Origin of the sequence: Pseudoalteromonas sp. S1612 (assembly GCF_005887175.1) — a bacterium.
Lineage (GTDB): Bacteria > Pseudomonadota > Gammaproteobacteria > Enterobacterales > Alteromonadaceae > Pseudoalteromonas > Pseudoalteromonas undina.
Genome location: NZ_PNDH01000021.1, coordinates 81480 through 101133, shown reverse-complemented (window position 1 = coordinate 101133; position 19654 = coordinate 81480). Strand labels below are relative to the sequence as shown.

The following is a 19654-nucleotide window of genomic DNA, read 5'->3' as shown; positions in this document are numbered from 1 at the left end:
AATTATTACAAATTAAAGTCGCTCGGTGATTTATTTTTAAATAATGAGAAGACCCCACTCCCGCACCAGATAGCGAGTATCCCATCGCTTTTCTTTATTAAGAAAATAAGTACATATTCGTGCCGATAACAAAATCATCTTTGCGGCTAATTGATAACACTTAAGTTACATGGTATTAATAATTCGACTTGTAAAAACAAGTAAATTATAACATATCAACAAGGACTTAAGGATGAAGCAATCAATTGCATTTACACCGAGCTTAATCATCGGTGCTACTATCGCATTGTCAGCAGGTTTTAGTACAACAACTTATGCTGCACAGCAAACTGCAGAAAAAGTAGAACGTATTCAAGTAACAGGCTCTCGTATCAAACGTTCCGATATAGAAGGCCCATCACCAGTACAATCCATTAATAAAGAAGACATCGAAAACATGGGTTATGACAACCTACAACAGCTGCTTGAAAGAATGCCTGTTGCAGGTAATGGTACCTTTTCAACCCGTGGTAATAACCAAGACTCGACCGCTAATGGTTCAGCTGCCGTCAGTCTTCGTGGTTTAGGGGCTGATGCTACCTTGGTACTTATTAATGGTCGTCGTGTTGCTATAAGCGCGTTTGCTGAAGGGATCACCAACTCATTTGTTGATATAAACAGTATTCCTGTTTCAGCAATCGAACGTATTGATATTTTAAAAGATGGCGCATCAGCGATCTATGGCTCTGATGCTGTAGCAGGTGTTGTAAACGTTATCTTGAAAAAAGACATCGACGGTATTGAAGTTAATTTAGGTTACGGCGGCACAGATGGTCCTAACTATGAAGAAACCACGGCTAGCATTGTTTGGGGTACAACAAGTGCAAAAAGTAGTGCATCCGTTATTATTGATTACTTTAAAAACACTTCTTTATCATCAGATGAAATGGGCCGCTTAGGTACTGCTAACCAGTCTCCATATGGTGGCATGGATTTTCGTTCATCACGTGGTTTCCCTGGCTCGTTCGATGTAAATGGTGTTCAAACGCCAGATCCTAGCTGTCCTACTGACCAAATAAGTAGCAGTAACAGCTGTGTTTTTGATTATGGTCCATTCGGCTATATTGCCCCCGCATCAGAACGTGTGGGCGCAATTTCACAATTTGAATACCGCTTTGACAATGGTATCACCGGCTTTTTAGAAATGGCTGTACAGCATAACAGCTCAGTTGCAGCGGGTGCGCCAACGCCACTTGATAAAGATGCGGGTTTAACAGTACCAGGGAGTCACCCTAATAATCCATTTGGACAAGATGTAGGGATTAATTATTTTAGAACTGTCGATGCAGGTGCGCGTCAGTGGGATATCGAATCTGACACGATGCGTTTTGTAGCAGGCTTACGAGGCGAATTTAACGATTGGAGCTGGGAAACAGCGGTACAAAAAGGTCGTAGTAAGTCGTTACAAACAGGCGATCGCTCACAAGGTTGGGTACGCACCGACTTCTTACAACAAGAAATTGACGCTGGTAACTACAACCCATTTGGTGGCACTTACAACGATCCTGCAGTAATCGATAGAATCACTACGAGCTTAGTACGCCAAGGTGAGTCTCATATGACCTCATTTGACGCTAATATTAGCGGTGAAGCGTTTAGTTTTGGTGATGATGTTGTCATGATGGCAGCCGGTATTGAATACCGTGAAGAAGACGTAACTGATACGCCAGATGATCAATTTCAACGTGGATTAATCTTTGGGACAGAAGCCGTTTCAGCTGCCGCAGAGCGCGACCAATACGCTGCCTATGTAGAGTTTTCAATTCCACTTGCTGAGAACTTAGAACTACAACTTGCAGGTCGTTACGATGATTACAGTGACTTTGGTACCACCACAAACCCTAAAGTCGCTTTACGCTGGGCACCTACTGATGAAATCACAGTTCGTGGTTCTTGGGCGCAAGGCTTTAGAGCACCTTCACTGGCACAAGTAGGTTTAGGGCCATCAGAAAAGAGTCAGTTCTTTAAAGATAATTACCGTTGTGACGCAACAGGTAAAGATTGTGATGCACTAGATTACAACATTGAATTTGCTGGTAATCCTGACTTAGAGGCTGAAGAGTCTGAATCTTGGAACGTCGGCTTTATTTGGGCACCTACAACTGACTTTGGTTTGAGTGTAGATGTATGGAGTATCACCCAAGACAATAAAATTGATGAGCAAGAGTTTGGTCCAATTTACAACTCAGAGTGTAATAACCAAAACAGTACCGTATGTGTTCGCTTACCTCCTTCAGGTACGGACAGTTTAGGGACTATTCAAAAGATTTTCAGTACTTTTGAAAACGTGTCATCACAAGAAGTTTCGGGCGTTGATATTTCAGCAAACTACAATCACTCACTGGATGATTTAGGCTTACTAAAATTCAATTTAGAATGGGCTTACCAAGATAAATTTGAAAAGGACGGCCGCGATTATACCGGCGAATATGGTTACCCAGAGCATCGCTGGATTTTCTCAACTAACTGGGAAATTGGTCAGTTCAACACAAACATGAACATTAGTTATGTAGGTGAGTTTGAAGATACGCCAGATATCGACTTCGATGGTAACTTAGACTTCGATAGTAATACATCGCGTACTGTTGATTCACAAGTACTGGTAGATTTACAAACATCATACCGTATTACTGAGTCAGCAAAGGTATCGCTAGGTGTGAACAACTTATTTGATGAAGAGCCACCGTTTGCAATTGGTGACGGTGATTCAGATCTGTATGGTTACGCATCGGGTGTACACAACCCTCGTGGTCGTTACATTTACACTAAAGTTAGCTTTTCGTTTTAATTTAAAATAATAAAAAACCGCCATTTTGGCGGTTTTTTTTCTTAAACTAAAGGGCTAAATTATAGCTCGCCTTCGTTTTCAGATAAGAATTTAGCAACGCCTTCAGGGCTTGCGTCCATTCCTTTTTTACCTTCAGTCCAACCAGCAGGACATACTTCACCGTGCTCGCTGTGGAATGCTAGTGCATCAACCATACGGATCATTTCGTCGATGTTACGACCCAGTGGTAAATCGTTCACTACTTGGTGACGTACGTTACCTTCTTCATCGATTAGGAAAGAACCACGAAATGCAACGCCCGCTTCTGGGTGCTCAACGTCGTATGCTTTACAGATTTCGTGTTTAACGTCTGCAACTAGTGCGTATTGAACTTTACCAATACCGCCGTCTGCTACAGCCGTGTTACGCCATGCGTTGTGTGAGAATTGTGAATCGATAGAAACACCAATTACTTCTACGCCACGTTTTTGGAATTCTGCATAACGCTTATCAAAAGCAATAAGCTCAGAAGGACATACAAATGTGAAATCTAGTGGGTAGAAAAAGATTACTGCTTTTTTACCTTTGATTTTTTCGTGAAGGTTATAGCTATCTACAATCTCACCGTTACCTAGAACAGCTGCAGCGGTAAAGTCTGGTGCCTGACGGCCTACTAATACACCCATTTTATTCTCCAAATATTTTGAGTTTATTGTCAATTGCTTACGCAATACTGATTACTAATATGGGCACTAATTTTAAAATTACAATAGCAACCATATTTAATTAAACATTATTCTATGGCTATCAAAAATAAATTAACAATCGTATTTATAGATAGCACCGTTCTAAAATAGCGAACGCTTGATAAATACACGAATTATTGTTCATAAAAAAGCCTGCTTAAAGCAGGCTTTTTTACTAATCCATAATGTCACTAGGCATATCACCGCGAATATGTTGCCATATTTCACCGGTTTGATGACCATACTTGCGCATCATGAATATCGCACCATCGTGCTCTTTATTCTCAGCAAGCTTAGTTAAATCTTTATAGAATTGACGTGCAAGCTCACGGGTACGAGGATCTGAAAAGTAATGACAGCCAATCTTAGAATAAAAACCTTTAAAGCCATTAAGGATGAGCACATAAATGCGATTGTTACCGGCAACAGCTAATTCATGATGAACTTTATAATCATAATCTGCAAACGCTTGCGCGCTGTCTTCTAATTCATCGCTTTGTGATAAAATTTCGATAACACGCTCTGGTGCAAGTTTTATAGCTGCACGGGTATAAATTGCGCTGATATTAGTACGTGCTGAGAGTAACTGATCGGTTAGCTCTGGCATTTTATCTTCATCTAAACGTGCCAGTGTTTCAAGGATATTTAATCCTGAGGTTTCCCAAAAGTTATTAACGCGAGTAGGTTTACCATGTTGTATTGTTAACCAACCGTCCCTAGCTAATCGCTGTAATACTTCTCGTAATGTGGTTCTAGTAACACCAATTAACTCTGAGAGTTCACGCTCAGCAGGCAGAATTGAACCTGGAGGAAAATCACCATTCCAGATTGACTCTACTATGTATTCCTCAGCAAATCCTGCTGGGCTTTTCGCTTTAAAAATTCTCATTCAATTCCTACTCGAATTAATTCACATTACATCGCTACATACGATTAACTGACTGATTGTACCAGACAAGTCACAACTAACAAGTAAAGTAAGTTAAATTACCTAGGTGATCATACATATCAAAGGTGAGATTGTTGCACAGCGTGAGATTTTTGGCCTGGTAAAAAGATCAGAATTGGCTTTTAATTGAACACACAGTCCACATATATAAAAATTATAATCAGACGTATACCGAGGGCAGCTATGTGTAAATACCTAACGTCAGCTGAGTGCCATTTGCAGACAGTGGTAACGCCCATGTAACCGGGATTTTTTTGTGTAGGAATTTTGTGCAAGAATGAAGCGAAGTGGGATGCACAAAAGGCCGAAGCAAAAAAATGTCCGGTTGACATGTTTGTTAGGTATTTTAATATTTCTCATGTGTGGATGCTTGCCCCTCTTTATATTCGCAGCTTGGACAAAGTTCAGCCTCTTCATCATACTCACACGCTGAGTAAATATATGGGGCCTGGCACCACTTACAATCTAATACTTCTTCTTTATGACCACAAATTAAGCATTCTCCCTCATCTATGTCAAAAGAATCATTGTGACAGGACGAACACTCGATTATTGGAATTTCGTTGTTATCTATTTTTTCTTGAACAGTACTTTTAATAGATTCGTAAAATTCTTTATATTCATATAAAACCCACCATTTTCCACCTTTGAAACACAATGCATTCCACTCAAGCTCTAGCTGCTCTTCAGCAAACCTTAATATGAATGATAAAACTTGGCCAACCAGAACTTTGGCTTCGTGATTTTCTAATGAAAATTCAAAATGCTCAATTTCATTTCTTTTCTCTCTTGCCGCTTTAACTGCATTTTTATCAGCTTCAGAAAAGCTTAGAGCGCCAACTTTTTGTAGTCTCTTAAAAGCTTTCTCCGCCCCAACAGTAAATGCATCATTTGACGGAAATTTATCGATGTCATTAAAGACAAAAGCGGGATGAATTCTTCGCGGTTTCTCTTTAAATAGCAGCTCGACGACATGAGCTAAATCCACTATAACCCGCTTCCAGTCACCAGTAGTATTTCTAGTTACGGGGCCTAGATGCTCTATTGCATGGCTAAGAGAATCTTTAGCATTTTCGACTAAGTTAAAATTATGCATGGATACCTAACGCTCGCCATCACACGCTTGTCGCGTGTATGGCATTGTTATGTTTCTAGTAGTACTGCGTATAATCGGCTTCAAAATCTGCTAGCTCGGCCAGTTGATCCAGTATAGTTTTTCCAACCATCAATAACTCTTTAGTTCTTTCAGGGTTATCCCAGCCTTCAGCACCGTGTTTCCCACCATGAAATAGATTATTTCGAATAGTTTTTAGCAGACGAACTACCTTACACAGTTCGGAATCGCAGTCATCTAAACTCTGGCTTTTCCATTCCAAGCCAGAGTTTTCACTGACCTTTTGCCTTTTAGGGTTGAGCGTCAGAAGATTTCTCGTCTCATCTGTATGCTGAAAAGCCTGCTTGTTCTGGTTAATAAACTTATCCCAACCTGGCTCTGCGTTATCTCCAATGCCATCCCGCTTTAGGTACTTGCTCTCCTTCAGAGCAAACTCAAACCGCGAAAACCAGTAAAAGAAATCGAACGTGAGAACTTTCAAATCGCTATTAATCTCTTCTTTGCGCACAGTCTCTCCCGAAAACATAACGCCACCTTAAGCGGCAAAAAATTGTTTGCTAAAATGTTGAACGAAGTGAAAACAGCAAACTGTTTTTTGTCCGTTTAAAGGTCTTGTTAGCACTAAATTGACACCTTAAGATCGTTAAACTCTGATTCTTCGACCCTTGATTGAGCTATTTGGACTTCGTTATAACCAATACTTTTTAAAACAGATAATACAGCGGTATTTGAACTCAAGTATTTAGCAAACACAAAACGTTCACGATGCTCACGAAGAAAGTTTATTTCATGAATTAACCTGCAAGTCAATTTAACTGTATTTTTAATTGATTGAATGCAATAAATTTTCTCATTTGTAATTGAATCAACAGAGAGTTGTGAATGTCGCATTATCTCGTTAATACTATTTGGAATGCGTTTTATCGCCAATCTTTGTGGTGAAGTTAGTATTAAAGCTGACTTTTTATATAACTCGCCTAACACATCTGTGTTTATATTTTTTGGCATTGGCACAGGAAGTTTTCCATCTTGAGCTAATTCTGTTTCTGTCCTTAAATTAAGTAGAAATTGAAAACTAGATTCCAAATGTTCTATAAGTTCAACATGGATATCATCGAGTTCAATAAATAGCTCTTCTAGACTTTCTTTTTTCTGTGACTCTGACTTCTTCTTCTCGATCATTGGGATTAATAAGACGGAAGTAATAACCCCTAAAAAGAATAAGCCAAACTTGATTAAAGTGTCCATACTTACCTTTAGTGCTAACAATTTAATAGTGCGCTCGTCGCGCATATTTCTGCCGACGCTACGCTCATTTTTCTACATTATATAGTTTTAACAAATTACCTAAGGTATTACTATCACTAAGTTTTCTAACTATTTTAGGTAAAGTTAAATTAACCAATATGCGCGCAGCGCTCATTTTCATGAATATGTGTGCAAAGCGTAGTTTCACCAATCAATTAACTACGATATTTAGCCAATCTCAATGACCGCTTCTCGCTCTGGGCGGACTTCGCCAAAGTGCCACTAGCAGACGATCACACTAACAAACAAATAAATCGCTGAATCATGAAAGCGGACGTCACTCTAACTCATTTTTGGACAGAAACGTGTCAGGGACTTTTCTAAATTAGCAACGCACAGATAGCAATACGTACGGCTGTGTTTATCAGACCTGTTTATTCAATAACTTTATCGAGTCCGTTCAAAAGTACCGTTCACATCACGCGTGTAACTTTCCCGTGTGCAATTCGTTATTAGCGCTTACATGGCAAGGTCTCTAGGTTAATACGACAGTGTAACCTAGAGTGCCGCCGCACCTGTTTTTAATGTGAAATGGTAGATACACCGGCAATTATTTTAATAAATACTCACTTTTTGCTTATTCGTAAAAGTGCTATGCGTTAAATTATGATTAAGCGGAACTAAGGCGACAGGTTAATTTTTTCAGCGCCGCAGATAGTTAAAAAATTTTGTTAGTATCAAAGAAACATAAAAAATGAAGGTAACCAGGCACGAGGCCTGGTTGAAAATCAACGATAGTAAAATGGCATGGATGCCACGTTCTAACCGCCAATCTTTTACGGCAATTTAAGATTACACTGCGGTTGGGGCACTATCAATATTAATGAGCACGCGAATGAAAATAGATATTCATTATAAAGTGAAAGTAGAAGGAAGGTTTTCTATTAATTTAATTTCCCTAATTTCTGTAGCCCAATTGGTTATAAGTTTAATAGGTTAATTGTTAGGTAGGGGGTATTGCAGGTCAAAGTGTGATACCCCATTATTTTAGCCGCTAAAATTAAAGTTTCACCGGTGAAACTCAGTTGTTGGATGAAGGTCTTGTGTTTGATTTTCTGCTATCAGTTAACAAATATAAAAATTAATTATTTATCATTATGTTTTCATTTTTTGACAATGCTAAAGGCGTGAACTATAAATACCTTTCAATTGATATTAAAAGGGAAATTCAAGGACTATGAAAATAAATTTAATTAATTGCCTGCTATCTGTAGTCATAGCAACTGGTGTAAGTAATATGAGTTATGCTGAGGAAGTTCCGCGCAGTCAACAAGTAATTACCTCCCTTCCTGTACTCACTAGTCAGAATGCTCCAGCTCCTGCCGAAATCAAAAACATCCGCATGGAGTCTGAATTAATGGCTCGAGCATCAGCTCCGCCGCTATCTTCAATGTGGGTATATGCTGTTGGTTCAACTGATTGTGGGTGGGAGTCCGCTGTTGGTATGACAACAATTGCATGTGATCATGGGGGAGAGCAGCTGCGTACTGCTGTTTTAGAAATTGGTTATGGTTATAATCATATTGCTTGGATGAACGGTGGGTTACTTCCGAGTTCCACAATGTACTCAAGTACGCCTGTTTGTGTGACTGGTAGTAATTACACATGGCCTTGTACCGCTGGGCAAACTGTCGTGGGTTTCCTCAATGAATACAATGTCGATGGTCATCAAAACGGATTATTCAAATACCAAAATACTTCGACTAATTCGCCATGGAATACTATGTCAGTCCAGATCAGTATTCTTTGATTTATTAATGATGTAGGCCAGACATTCTGGCCTTTTTATATTTCTAAATACGAATGTTAACACCAGTACTTTTGTCTTGCATGATAGACATAGCTGATTCTAACATCTTCAAAGTAGTCTCGTCATTGCGTGACAGTGCGCCTTGGATGCCATCACGCGTTTTTTGAATGAAGTTATATCGTGTTTCATCACTGTGTGCACCTGCCAGTTCGCCTCCATTTACGGGTATTTTCATAGTCATAGCCATGAAAGGCCTGCCGTCATCGAGAGACATTTCTCCATTGCGGATTTGAGTGTTGGCCCAGTCCCGCATTTCTTGCCGGGTCATACTAGTGAAATCCGCCTGTTTTGTGCTGCTGTCAGTCTTATCATTGTCTGTTTGTGCTGCTGTTAATGCAGCCGAAAATGACGTTGAGGCCTCTGTTGAAGGCTTGGTACGCTGGTTCCCATTAAAATAATGTACGTTTGCATCAACTCGCATAGGTTCTTTTCCTTAGTATGATCGTATGAGTGATATTAACTGCAAAACCTGCGCCATAATTATACACTTATAGTCTTTTGAAAACGCCTTTAAAAAGTTTATTTAAATTAAGTTGTTGAAGGTAATTCATCGTAAAGTGAAAAGCTTAATACAGAGGTGTTGGACGGCAAAGGCTTTCCGGTAACTGGAATATTTACTAATAGGCTTGGCTCATAGGCCTTAAATTATTCAGGATAAAGCCTAATAAAAGAAGGTTTTGAAATAAGCAATATTAAAGTGAAATATTGGGATCGAGATTGATACAAAGATGAGGGATATAGAAATCAATATCCATTTCAATTTTTTGATTTCTTTTAAGTGATTTGCATTTTTAAGCGATTCATTTAGCCGCTGAATATTTAGTTCAACTTCGTGTACAGTCTCCTGAGAGACGAGCGCTAAATCTTTAATACTATCAACAGAGCTTTTTAAGTTTTTCTCTGTTGCTAGTATATGAGTATCAACGCTCTTAATTTCCAGTGATTTCTTCACATATTCAGATAAAGAAATACCTTCCTTTTGCGCCTCACTACTTAAAGACTCTTTTAATTTATCGTCAATTCGGATGCTTAGAATAGCCATTCTAAAATACCTCTGATGTATACGGGTGTAAACACCCACATTACCTCTACAAAGATATGCCGAGTCTAAGATTTAAGTAATGCTTATTATCTATGTATATTAAGTTAATTTTTCTTATTAGAAACAACTAAAGTAAGATAATAACCTGCCGATAACTAGTAATAAATAACGAACAAGGAAAATGATATGAAAGTTAATTCAAATGATACTAATCTAGCATCGCAGTTTATATCGAACGGTTCAGAAGTGAAAATTAATAAACCTGTAAATGGTAAAGAACAAATAAATAGTGAAATGGAGCGACTAGCTAAGGACATATATCATAATGATCAGCCTAAAGAGCCTAAAGCGACCTATGATAAGCCAATGAATATATCAACAAATAATGTTGTATCAACAAGGGAAGCAGAAGAAAAAGCGTTAAATAATATTCGAATCGCTACTGTGAATCTTTATATGCCGGGTGGTGAAGTTTCCAACTCTGTTGAAAAAATGTTTACTCAGTATGACAATATTGTGGCTGAAATAGCGGCCGAACAACCATCATTAGCGAATAAAGACTGGGGGATATCAATCAGTCAATCAGGTGAGCTAGAAGTTACAGGTTCTATTAATGATAAAGAGAAAAGTCTGATATCTGAAAAATTAAATGACAACGGGGATTTTGTGGCCGCAGCTAACGAGTTTAAATCGAGCTTTCTAGAGCACATTGACTTGGGAGTTAGGGGGTGGTCAAGTTACGACGTAAACGAAGATAATTTCTCAAAAATATTTGATTTAAAAGAAATTCTGGATAATTCACAAGGAGGAGAAAGCTTTAAACAGGCTTGGAATAAGGACTTTAGTTGGCTTGAGTTAAACGATAATATCTCATCTCAACTTAGAAGAAATGCAGAACGAGAGTAATTTATTGCGAAAGGGCCGAGGGCGTTCAGAATTCTGTGTCAGCTAATCAGTTCTCAACCACTCAAAATCATGGCGGTGGCCAAGTTAGAGTTTATGTATTTCAGTTCGGTTACGGTAATACAAACAACGCAACGTTTGCAGGTTCTAGTGTATCTGCCACATCTAGCACTCCTAGATGTGGAGCAAACCTAAGTACTTGTAGTGCAGGCCAAACAGTTACTGGATTCCTCCATCAATTCGATTTTTTTGGCGCATCAAATATAAGTGGTACTGTTAATGTTTCAGCAAATTCGATAGCATCACCATTTGGTTTTTGGAGTGATTCTGTTTTCGTTCAATAATTAACACACAAGAATTAGAGCACAACCCATGTTCACAATGACACACGAACATGGGTATTTAACCAATAAGTTTTACAATATCAAACACTCTAGACTTAGCTTCAATTGCATTTCTCATTTGAGCTGACCCGTCACTATGTAATTTTAGGCTTTCCAATTCCTTAGTCACGTGAGCTACATAATTAACTTTTTCATCTAAATTAAAATCAATACTTGGTGGTGTATACATATCAAGCATTTGACCGCTAGAAATTAACTTATTGTCATAAAGCTCTTTAGCCATTCCCATTACTTCATTTCCAGAAATATTGGTCATATCGTATTTATTTGCAATTTCTTGCCATTTAGCTTCAGCATTGCGACCGGCAGAGCTGATTGAAACGGTGTCTGTTTCGGTTTTCTTGGTTGTGTTAGTAGCCTGTCCATCATTTATTCTTGTGCTTAACGCGCTATGTTGGGCTGACTCAGCATGATTAACATACGGTGTATTAGTAATTTGCATATTTGCTCCCTTATTAAATATTGCAACGACAATGCTTATATCAGAGCAAGTAGCAGGCCAACAAATCGAAACCTGTTATTTGCAACAGGTTTTTTAGAAGTATTAATACTAATCTCACAAACTAAGTGATCATTTATATGGGTTAAAACCACTAACTACTGCGTTATTTATTTAATTATTAGAACAGCTAGTTATGTAAAAAAGCCTTGTGTTTAATGATTTTCCTCCGCCTAAAATAGATCACTTAATTAATGAAAGTGGTATAAGCACGAAAGTACACATCGAGGTAGAAATGTCAGTGATTTTAGCCAACAGAAGCGGCAAATGGGAAATAGTATGGTTTAATAACGGCAAACTATTGCCGATTAAATAAGGGGATAATTAAGTATTCATTTAAATCTCGAATGAATGAGATCTAGCCTAGCGATAATTTTGTTGCTTCAGTTGATACTTTTTCAAATACATCATTCAATATTCTATAAATCGTAGCCGAACCCAAGTCATAATCTTTTGCCAATTGACCAATGGGTACACCTTCTTTCCTTTTATTATAAATTTCTAAATCTATTTCATCGGTTCTTTTTGTTGGTCGACCAAATTTAACGCCGTGCTCTTTAGCTTTAGCAATACCCTCTAGTTGCCGCTCAGAGCGTAAATCAGTTTCAAATTCGGCAATGGCTGCTAACATGTTAAACATTAACCTTCCAGTGGGAGTAGATGTATCAATTGCTTGGTCAATTACTACTAGATCAATATTTTCTGCCTGAAAGCGCTCCGCAACTTGTGATAAGTGAATAACGGAACGCGCAAGACGGTCTAATCTGGTGATAACAAAAGTGTCCCCTTCCCGAAGATAATTCATGCACTTTTGAAACTCTGGTCGAGCCGCTGTTTTACCACTTTGCTTTTCATGATAAATTTTATCGCAGCCAACTTGATTTAACTTATCAAGTTGCACTTCTAAACTTTGACCTGTTGAGCTTACTCTCGCGTATCCAATTTTTGACATTTTTTTATCGTATACTTTAAGATGTTTTGATAAAAACATTATGAGAGTACTTTTGATAATAGTCAAATATAGTTATCATAAAGTATAGCTTTTTGTAAACTAACTCAATAAAGGATTTTAAGTTATGAATATTCACATTTACTCCCTGCAACAATGTTTGTTGTTGCTGCTGCAAGTTTTTCTTTCAATGCAATCAGTGCTGATACTTCGGTTACAGAGTCATCTTCGATTCAAGTACAAGAGCAACATGATCAAGTTGCATCATTGAATTCTATTCTTGATTTTGAAGAAGCAGCTAAAAATGAGCAAACAACCAGTGAATATGAACGTTGTAGCCCTACAATTTACACTAGATACACTAGTCTTAAATTGGAGCAGACTCGAACTATTGCAAGCTTTACTTATGATGGTGGTAATTGCCGTAGATACGGTTTTGCAATTTTAAGAAACTATGACGGACATGATTTCAAAGTGACTTTGGTTGATAGCAATGGAGATAGAGTTGCTGGCGGATATAGCGTAGCAGTTTCCACTTCTATCTTTAATGCAGGCACTTATTATTGGGAAGTTGAAAATAAAACAACAACTGGATCTACTTATGGTGGAATTACTTATGAAGTAAGATCTGGTGGCTAGTTAAACTTTCTATTAACGACTCAGCCCTATGAGTCGTTAATAGAAAACAATCTAAAATAAAAGCTTAAGTTTTATAAAATTATGTCGATAAAAGAAAACGACATATGAAAAAGGATTTTTATGAAAATCAGCACCAATCTACTACCTACTCTATTTGAAAGTAAAATATCTATTTTTACAAACAGTGATGATGAAAAAATAAAAAGCTTTTCTACTAAAACAAGCGAAAGTGGCTTAAAAATTAATATAAACACAACTCACCTTGATCCTAAAGTTAAAGAAAAAAAAGACAATAATGCTTTTGATTCATCATTAATTGAGGGAAGTGCATATGAAAAAGTATTTAAAAAAGAAGAGCTCAACTTTTCTAATATGAGTATAAAAGAACTTCATAGTATTGTTAAAAATGTGAATGAAATGGAACGAGAATACACACAAAAATACGATAGTGATGAACCAGTTAGATTAGGTAAGTCAGGAAACCCCATAATATCCAAAAAAAGAGAAGATATGAATAGTTTAGAGTCTAAACTTAGGATCCTTTCTTATGGTGGAGGGGATGTAGATCCTGATAAAAAAATTAATGTTATGGAGTATTTTTCTAATAGTTCAGAGAAATTAGATGGACTTGCTAAAGAATATCCTGAACGTCAGACTTATCAAGTAAGAGCCTCTTACATGAAAGAAATAATTAATACGTTTGATAAATTTATATCAGACGATACTTTTGATTTATATCAAGAAAAGGCTGCTTTATTGTTAACCGACAAAAAGAAAGTCGATGTTTTTATTTGAAAAAAGCCTAGAACATAGCAAAACAGCTAACAGCTTATTGAACACCATTTTGGTGGTTTATAACACACCGAAACGGCGTATATTACATACCCTGATAATTTCACCAATAATTACCTTTGTAAACAAGTAATTAAAACAGCTAGGAATTAAGCATGTTATTTTGCCCCAAAACGGCGTTTAATAATGTTATTGGACAAAATTAGATTTCTACTTAAAACACAGGAATAAATTTAACTTTTTCAGTGTCCGGTTATCGCTCAAAGCCGACCTATAGAATAATTGCTTTAACACGTTTTGGGGCAAATACGAGTTAGCCGATAGCCGGCTTTGCAGAATTAAACTAATTACATAAAGTTATCGTGACCGTCTCTTCATCACTCACAGCCGAACTTCGCAAAGGTACTAGAAGTGGAAATGTTAATACTGTAGATACCTATATTCGAATACAACAAGTTTCTCAAAAAAATTATCAACATCAAAAATTTCTCATCATTTAGACTAGTTAGCTGATTTATCAAAGAAAGTGCTTATTCATCTTTGTTTACTGCTTGGTTATATTATTTAAGGCATTGTTTTATTTGATTTTATTTCATACCAACGAAATCCATCTGGAAATTATCTGCTATGATCGTTAATGAAGATTGAGTGCAATACGGAAATTAAATAGGTTAACTTAGCTAGTCTCAAGTATGCATCTTCAAATGATGACTTGCTCATCAATCACAAGGAATGACGCAGCTATAAACAGGATGTTTGGAGAATTTTATGCAACAGCGAACACTTCGTAGGATCAGGCGAGATAGGCCCGTAGACTACTTTTACAGTTTAAAGAACAATTGCCATGTTTGGGTTGAATCAACATTAGAGCTAGACTTTTTGTATTGGCTCGAATTTGACGAACGAGTGTCTGCCTATACAACCCAACCAGAGAGTGCGGATACACCAGCAGGTCGCTATACGCCCGATGTATTAGTTGAGCTTCAAAATGGTTCTAGTATTTACTTTGACCCGCATCCATACAAGTACGTGCATTCTAAAACTTTTATAAACAAGTTTACTGAAAAGGCGCAGTATATTGAGCACTTAACTGGGCGCCCTGTTCGTATTGTCACTGAAAAGGATTTAAACCCAATTACTATTGGCAACTTTAAAACACTTTACCCCTACCTAAGAACAGAACCGATCGAAGTTCATAAATTATTACCTTTAGTTAATTCATTCCCAACTACTTTTGGTGATTTGAGGAAACAAGCTGAATCTATTGGCATTCGCCCATTTGTTCCTTTTGCTCTACTCGCTCACTCACACATCGGGTTTGACAATACTGTAAAGCTTTCTGACAGCACTCAATTGAGAAATTAAGCTCGATGAATATACTTCCTTATTCTCAACTATTAGATGATAAAGATCGTAAATTCGATATCTTGTTTTGCGATCAATTAAACGTAGTTACTAGAGATATTAAAACCAAGGAGCTGCAAACTTTTACTCGTAATGAGTTTGCATTTGCCTTAAAAACTTATTTGATACCAGTTACCCCTAATTCACCTCATTCAGCATTAGATCCATTCCAAAAACTAATAAAAGAAAAGCAAGCACCTTACCTTTCTTTAATGAAAAAGATTTTTGAAGAAGAAAACGCACATATGACCACGTTATCAATTTATAAACGAGTTATAGCTGAAGTGGAAGAGCAGCAAACAATAAATAGCAAACCAGGGACAGTTGTTAAGGTAAAGCATCCAAGCCAATCAAGCTTATCAAGGTGGTGGAAGAGGTTTAAAGACGCTGGGTTTAGTCATATTGACTCTCTCCCAAAACGAAAGTCTAAGAGAAATACAACAGACTCTCGCTCTGAACAAATCATGTGGGAGGGTTACGAAAAGTTCATGATGGGAAAAATAACTCCAAGTATTGCTGTAGGACATGCAAAGTATGAGAATTGGGTCAACGAGATGAATGACCCTACCATTACCATCGTAAGTAGAGAAAAATTTAGAAAGCACCATCACAGCTTCAACGATCTAGACCGTGCCGAAGCCTCGGGCAACAGAGCTGAAGTCAATAAGCTAATGAGAACATACAAAACTCGCATCAAAACGGATCGAGTACTTACGCGTATAGAAGCAGATAGATTAGCGCTTAATCTTCGCCTAATTGATGATACTACTGGAGAAGTTACTGGAAAAGTCGCTTTATATATTGCCATTGATTGTCATTCTCGCTACCCGATTGCAGTCACTGTGGAGTTTGGTGAAGCCGAAAAGGCTATCGGTGGCGTTAACTTACTTCGCAATATTGTTATACCCGCGAGTGAACAACTCGATGCATTTGGCATACCTATCAGAATAGTTTGCGATAATGGTCCGGGGTTCAATAATGAAACATTTGCAAAAACAGCTGAATCATTGAAGTGTGAACTGATTTACGCGCCAAGCAATCAGCCCTACAAAAAACCTTTTGTAGAATCATTTAATAAAACGATCCGAAGTGAGTTTTTAGAAAGCGCTGAGCTTAAAGTTGGCAATAAAATCGTGCATGGCGTGCCTGGATACAAAGGTAAGCGTTATGAAGGGAAAAACACTAACAGGAACCCTACAGATGAAACGCTAAAACAAGCTGCCGCCATGACGGTAGATAGCTTCGTTCAGAATCTCCACGATTTTTTAGTGCATTATGTAAATCAGCCACACAATGAACTCAATGGCAAAACTCCCCAGGAAGTATGGGAAGCCTCTTGCCTAGAGTACCCATTGATTCCGTGCCACTATGAACATCTAAAAACCAGTTTCCATGTTTTTCAGGGGGAGACTACCTTAAACGAGACTGGTAAATTCAGATTCAACAAACAGGACTTTTATGGTGAAGAGGTTCAAAACCTATATTGGCAGCTTAAAACCGGCAAAGACTCAGGGAAAAACCCTAAAGTATCGGTATTGTATGATACACAAGATTGCAGGTCTGTAACCCTTGCAGTCACATTGTCTGGAGACACTCATGTTACAAAAATCATTGCTCACAACATCGATTTGGTTGATGAACAGATAGCAATTTCATTTGAGGTCGCCAACATGAATCACAGTACGCCTATTCGTCGCTCAATATATTGTGGCGAAGCTGAGCTTATAAAACGTAAACGTCGAAAAATACGTAATGGCAAGCAAACGCAAAATATGGAGCAAAACTTCACAGGTAAATGCTCAACTAAAGATATCATTAGGCAATCTAATAGCTCTATCCATGAACGCCAATCTAAACGCACAGATCCGTTACTAGGTACGGATCTTTCACAAGAGAATCAGGATGACTCTCACTTCAGGAACAAGGAAGGTTATGAAAAATGGTAAGCACTACTCTTGATACATCACCAAGTTCGTTATATGTACCGCAAAGTGGCACATTCCATTGCCATTCGTCTACAACGGAAGCATGGGAATACATTAGCAATATTCATCAGAATAGAAACTACTCAGGCTTATTGACGGGGGTCTCTGGTGTTGGCAAATCATATTTGGCTAAGACGTATACCCAACAATTCCCTCAATCTGAGTTAGATGAAAAAAATATTATTCCAGTGCTTTACGTTAAGTTAGGTGCAACATCAACTCCAACTGACTTGCTTCATCAAATTTTAATGGCTTTAGGGTGCACTGTAATGAACAGCAAAGAAAGGCCTTATACTGCACTTGAACGTTTGTTACATCTACTCAATGAACAAAGTGTTGAGCTTATTATTATTGATGAGGTTCAAGAGTGCTTACCTGATACAGACGGTATCAGAGCTCAGCAAATGGCAAAACAATTTGCAGGTCTAGTAGACAAAGCTAGCATCCCTGTAATTTTAATGGGAACGCCATTGGCTAAAAGAATTATCGAACTCGCCTACAAAGGTGGAGATAAAGAAGAGCAATTAAGCCGTCGTTTTCTAGCCCCACATCAACTTAGTCCCTGTCCAAGCCAGTGCCTAGCTTGGATAAACATGGTTAATTTTTATCAAATTAAATATGGCTTTAATAGGCTAACGGCTCAGTCACATAAAGACTTACTCAACCGCATTTATATTGCAACAAATGGCATGCATGGGCTCCTTAATAAGCTTTATGCACAGATGTTACCCGCTGATTACAAGAATACAGCTCAGTACATAAGAGCATTTGAAGAAGCGTATAAATTTGCTATCAGAAATAGCGAAGACAACCCGTTTAATGCTGACATGATTAATGCACAGCAAACTGAACGAAATATTGAAGATTTAGATCGCAAGTTAAAGGAAACGTTCACACATGGCTAGGTTACCAATTCGAGTTAGGCCTTTCGTTGGAGAAAGCCAGGCTGGCTACATTCTTCGTCTTGCAATGCGAAATGGTTTTATGAAACCAGAAGACATTGTTAATAAGAAAGTATTTAACTTAGCAATTCGCAATAATCTAAAAAAAGCTGATATCAACAATATCAGCTCACTCATACAACGCCCTATTTCATTTTCAGAAACGGAGGGGAGCCCTTTTCCAAAAGTCTGTTCCAGTGCTCGAATTCTCCACGCTAGAGCATGTCTAAAATGCTTGAATGAAAACCCTATTCATAGAGATAATTGGCAAGACCCAAGATATACGCACTGTGCAAAGCACCAGGTCATGCTTATTGATGTATGCCCTCACTGCGAACACGAACTGGAATTTAACGCAAGTTTACTTCAAGGGTATTGCAGCAATGAATATTGTGGAAGAAAACTTCTTCAGCTTTCGGTGGATGAAAAGATTGAAAGGCTCACAACCGGTAATATAGAAGACTGTATTATTGCAGGTTTGTACGTTCTTGAAATTTCAGAGCTTAAAAGAAAAGCCTATTTTAATTATAAAGACATACCAAAAATCCTAACCGCAGGAATTGACTTGTTAACTAATAATGAAGCATTAGTGCATTGGCTAGCAAAAATATCTAGCAAAGGGCTGCCAGCTGGTTATCCTAAAAACTTGGCATATCCTGAGCTTTATTCCTTATCATGTCATATACACAGAGATTGGAACTTGATAAAGCGCGCTCAAATCGATAGTAGAAAACCTTCTCTCCAGCTTACTTCCACTAGCAAACCTTTGGAAATAAGGATACTCGCATCTTGTCTTGGGCTAAACGCAGCTGATTTAAAGCCTCTGTGGTACAAAAAAATTCTACGATTCAGCAATACAAACCGCTATCAAGTCGATGGTTTAATTGATGCCAAGCACTTAATCGAAGAGCTGATAACTAAATCAACCCCTGAAGTCATAAATGAAGTCGATTTCATGGAAGCTACAAAATTTGTCGAGCAATACTTGATGGAAAAATCAGATCTCTTATTAGCAATATTTTTGAAGGATTTGCCATTTTACTATCAAGGTAACAGCAGCCTCCTTGATTCAATTTACTTTAGCCGCGATGAGTTGATAAAAGTAGGCGAACGTCATTTGGAATCGTCTAAAGCCAGAACAGTCAGTATTGATACATGTGCAAAAATTGCCAAAATATCACCCAACACCATCAAAAATGCAATTAGTAGCGGATTAATCAAATCCTCTGACTGGAAAGCAGATAACTCAACTTTAAAGGTAATTGAGCTGAAGAAGTTGCTAGAGCTGCATAATAACAGACAACTCAACCTCCCTCTGTGAAGAGGGGGGCATTGTTTTACAAATAATCTAAGAGGTTGCTAT

The 19654-nt window shown here is 37.9% G+C and carries 19 protein-coding genes; 10 read left to right on the top strand and 9 right to left on the bottom strand.

Annotated elements, in window-relative coordinates; all coding sequences use genetic code 11:
* Positions 1 to 232 precede the first annotated feature (232 nt).
* A complete protein-coding gene (locus tag CWB78_RS09230; RefSeq protein WP_138595163.1) occupies positions 233 to 2827 on the top strand; it encodes a TonB-dependent receptor in 2595 nt (864 codons plus the stop codon).
* A 59-nt stretch (positions 2828 to 2886) separates the two neighbouring features.
* Here CWB78_RS09230 and CWB78_RS09225 read toward each other — a convergent pair whose 3' ends face one another.
* The 5 genes from CWB78_RS09225 to CWB78_RS09205 form a co-directional block, all read right to left on the bottom strand.
* The gene (locus CWB78_RS09225; RefSeq protein ID WP_008109095.1) at positions 2887 to 3492 is read right to left on the bottom strand and encodes a peroxiredoxin; all 606 of its coding nucleotides are present in this window, start codon (positions 3490 to 3492) and stop codon (positions 2887 to 2889) included.
* Positions 3493 to 3727: 235 nt separating this feature from the next.
* Positions 3728 to 4441, bottom strand: coding sequence for a fatty acid metabolism transcriptional regulator FadR (gene fadR, locus CWB78_RS09220; RefSeq protein ID WP_008109093.1), 714 nt, complete (start codon positions 4439 to 4441; stop codon positions 3728 to 3730).
* A gap of 406 nt (positions 4442 to 4847) precedes the next feature.
* Positions 4848 to 5597, bottom strand: coding sequence for a hypothetical protein (locus tag CWB78_RS09215; RefSeq protein WP_138595161.1), 750 nt, complete (start codon positions 5595 to 5597; stop codon positions 4848 to 4850).
* Between the two features lie 55 nt (positions 5598 to 5652).
* A complete protein-coding gene (locus tag CWB78_RS09210; RefSeq protein WP_138595159.1) occupies positions 5653 to 6141 on the bottom strand; it encodes a hypothetical protein in 489 nt (162 codons plus the stop codon).
* Positions 6142 to 6236: 95 nt separating this feature from the next.
* A complete protein-coding gene (locus CWB78_RS09205; protein ID WP_138595157.1) occupies positions 6237 to 6863 on the bottom strand; it encodes a hypothetical protein in 627 nt (208 codons plus the stop codon).
* Positions 6864 to 8280: 1417 nt separating this feature from the next.
* Here CWB78_RS09205 and CWB78_RS09200 point away from each other — a divergent pair.
* Positions 8281 to 8673, top strand: a complete 393-nt coding sequence (locus CWB78_RS09200; RefSeq protein WP_249930428.1) for a DUF4879 domain-containing protein — start codon at positions 8281 to 8283, stop codon at positions 8671 to 8673.
* Between the two features lie 43 nt (positions 8674 to 8716).
* Here CWB78_RS09200 and CWB78_RS09195 read toward each other — a convergent pair whose 3' ends face one another.
* Together CWB78_RS09195 and CWB78_RS09190 are read right to left on the bottom strand one after the other, a co-directional pair.
* Positions 8717 to 9154, bottom strand: a complete 438-nt coding sequence (locus CWB78_RS09195) for a hypothetical protein (RefSeq protein ID WP_013463093.1) — start codon at positions 9152 to 9154, stop codon at positions 8717 to 8719.
* Positions 9155 to 9394: 240 nt separating this feature from the next.
* Entirely contained in the window at positions 9395 to 9775 is a 381-nt protein-coding gene (locus tag CWB78_RS09190; RefSeq protein WP_024606317.1) for a YlcI/YnfO family protein, read from the bottom strand.
* 186 nt (positions 9776 to 9961) lie between these two features.
* Between CWB78_RS09190 and CWB78_RS09185 the strand changes: the two genes are divergently transcribed.
* Positions 9962 to 10681, top strand: coding sequence for a hypothetical protein (locus CWB78_RS09185; protein ID WP_024606314.1), 720 nt, complete (start codon positions 9962 to 9964; stop codon positions 10679 to 10681).
* Positions 10681 to 11022 carry a DUF4879 domain-containing protein gene (locus CWB78_RS19150; protein ID WP_085065554.1) on the top strand — a complete coding sequence of 114 codons (342 nt, stop codon included), beginning with the start codon at positions 10681 to 10683 and terminating at the stop codon, positions 11020 to 11022. Before CWB78_RS09185 ends, CWB78_RS19150 begins: the two co-directional genes overlap by 1 nt.
* A 58-nt stretch (positions 11023 to 11080) precedes the next feature.
* Here the strand turns inward: CWB78_RS19150 and CWB78_RS09175 are convergent, their stop codons facing one another.
* Together CWB78_RS09175 and CWB78_RS09170 are read right to left on the bottom strand one after the other, a co-directional pair.
* Positions 11081 to 11524: a hypothetical protein gene (locus tag CWB78_RS09175; protein ID WP_024604508.1), complete on the bottom strand. Its 444-nt coding sequence runs from the start codon at positions 11522 to 11524 to the stop codon at positions 11081 to 11083.
* Positions 11525 to 11939: 415 nt separating this feature from the next.
* Positions 11940 to 12572 (bottom strand): recombinase family protein, encoded by a 633-nt coding sequence (locus CWB78_RS09170; RefSeq protein WP_263972598.1) that lies wholly within the window; start codon positions 12570 to 12572, stop codon positions 11940 to 11942.
* Positions 12573 to 12686: 114 nt separating this feature from the next.
* Here CWB78_RS09170 and CWB78_RS09165 point away from each other — a divergent pair, with 114 nt between their 5' ends.
* The 6 genes from CWB78_RS09165 to CWB78_RS09140 all read left to right on the top strand — a co-directional run bounded on the left by CWB78_RS09165 (position 12687) and on the right by CWB78_RS09140 (position 19612).
* On the top strand, positions 12687 to 13169 hold the full coding sequence (locus CWB78_RS09165; RefSeq protein WP_138595153.1) for a hypothetical protein: 483 nt from the start codon (positions 12687 to 12689) through the stop codon (positions 13167 to 13169).
* Positions 13170 to 13289: 120 nt separating this feature from the next.
* A complete protein-coding gene (locus tag CWB78_RS09160; protein ID WP_013463096.1) occupies positions 13290 to 13964 on the top strand; it encodes a hypothetical protein in 675 nt (224 codons plus the stop codon).
* Between the two features lie 765 nt (positions 13965 to 14729).
* Positions 14730 to 15326 (top strand): hypothetical protein, encoded by a 597-nt coding sequence (locus CWB78_RS09155; RefSeq protein ID WP_076920325.1) that lies wholly within the window; start codon positions 14730 to 14732, stop codon positions 15324 to 15326.
* Positions 15327 to 15331: 5 nt separating this feature from the next.
* Positions 15332 to 17311, top strand: a complete 1980-nt coding sequence (locus CWB78_RS09150; protein ID WP_138595151.1) for a TnsB C-terminal domain-containing protein — start codon at positions 15332 to 15334, stop codon at positions 17309 to 17311.
* A complete protein-coding gene (locus CWB78_RS09145; RefSeq protein WP_138595149.1) occupies positions 17305 to 18255 on the top strand; it encodes a TniB family NTP-binding protein in 951 nt (316 codons plus the stop codon). Before CWB78_RS09150 ends, CWB78_RS09145 begins: the two co-directional genes overlap by 7 nt.
* Positions 18248 to 19612, top strand: coding sequence for a TniQ family protein (locus CWB78_RS09140; protein WP_138595147.1), 1365 nt, complete (start codon positions 18248 to 18250; stop codon positions 19610 to 19612). Before CWB78_RS09145 ends, CWB78_RS09140 begins: the two co-directional genes overlap by 8 nt.
* Positions 19613 to 19654: the final 42 nt, after the last annotated feature.

What these genes read in the sequence shown, in the direction of transcription:
- CWB78_RS09195 (WP_013463093.1), bottom strand. Translation starts at nt 9,154, where the DNA reads ATGCGAGTTGATGCAAACGTACATTATTTTAATGGGAACCAGCGTACC.
- CWB78_RS09225 (WP_008109095.1), bottom strand. Translation starts at nt 3,492, where the DNA reads ATGGGTGTATTAGTAGGCCGTCAGGCACCAGACTTTACCGCTGCAGCT.
- CWB78_RS09155 (WP_076920325.1), top strand. Translation starts at nt 14,730, where the DNA reads ATGCAACAGCGAACACTTCGTAGGATCAGGCGAGATAGGCCCGTAGAC.
- CWB78_RS09160 (WP_013463096.1), top strand. Translation starts at nt 13,290, where the DNA reads ATGAAAATCAGCACCAATCTACTACCTACTCTATTTGAAAGTAAAATA.
- CWB78_RS09150 (WP_138595151.1), top strand. Translation starts at nt 15,332, where the DNA reads ATGAATATACTTCCTTATTCTCAACTATTAGATGATAAAGATCGTAAA.
- CWB78_RS09140 (WP_138595147.1), top strand. Translation starts at nt 18,248, where the DNA reads ATGGCTAGGTTACCAATTCGAGTTAGGCCTTTCGTTGGAGAAAGCCAG.
- CWB78_RS09215 (WP_138595161.1), bottom strand. Translation starts at nt 5,597, where the DNA reads ATGCATAATTTTAACTTAGTCGAAAATGCTAAAGATTCTCTTAGCCAT.
- CWB78_RS09190 (WP_024606317.1), bottom strand. Translation starts at nt 9,775, where the DNA reads ATGGCTATTCTAAGCATCCGAATTGACGATAAATTAAAAGAGTCTTTA.
- CWB78_RS09210 (WP_138595159.1), bottom strand. Translation starts at nt 6,141, where the DNA reads ATGTTTTCGGGAGAGACTGTGCGCAAAGAAGAGATTAATAGCGATTTG.
- CWB78_RS09230 (WP_138595163.1), top strand. Translation starts at nt 233, where the DNA reads ATGAAGCAATCAATTGCATTTACACCGAGCTTAATCATCGGTGCTACT.
- CWB78_RS09200 (WP_249930428.1), top strand. Translation starts at nt 8,281, where the DNA reads ATGGCTCGAGCATCAGCTCCGCCGCTATCTTCAATGTGGGTATATGCT.
- CWB78_RS09175 (WP_024604508.1), bottom strand. Translation starts at nt 11,524, where the DNA reads ATGCAAATTACTAATACACCGTATGTTAATCATGCTGAGTCAGCCCAA.
- CWB78_RS09205 (WP_138595157.1), bottom strand. Translation starts at nt 6,863, where the DNA reads ATGGACACTTTAATCAAGTTTGGCTTATTCTTTTTAGGGGTTATTACT.
- fadR (WP_008109093.1), bottom strand. Translation starts at nt 4,441, where the DNA reads ATGAGAATTTTTAAAGCGAAAAGCCCAGCAGGATTTGCTGAGGAATAC.
- CWB78_RS09145 (WP_138595149.1), top strand. Translation starts at nt 17,305, where the DNA reads ATGGTAAGCACTACTCTTGATACATCACCAAGTTCGTTATATGTACCG.
- CWB78_RS09165 (WP_138595153.1), top strand. Translation starts at nt 12,687, where the DNA reads ATGTTTGTTGTTGCTGCTGCAAGTTTTTCTTTCAATGCAATCAGTGCT.
- CWB78_RS09170 (WP_263972598.1), bottom strand. Translation starts at nt 12,572, where the DNA reads ATGTTTTTATCAAAACATCTTAAAGTATACGATAAAAAAATGTCAAAA.
- CWB78_RS09185 (WP_024606314.1), top strand. Translation starts at nt 9,962, where the DNA reads ATGAAAGTTAATTCAAATGATACTAATCTAGCATCGCAGTTTATATCG.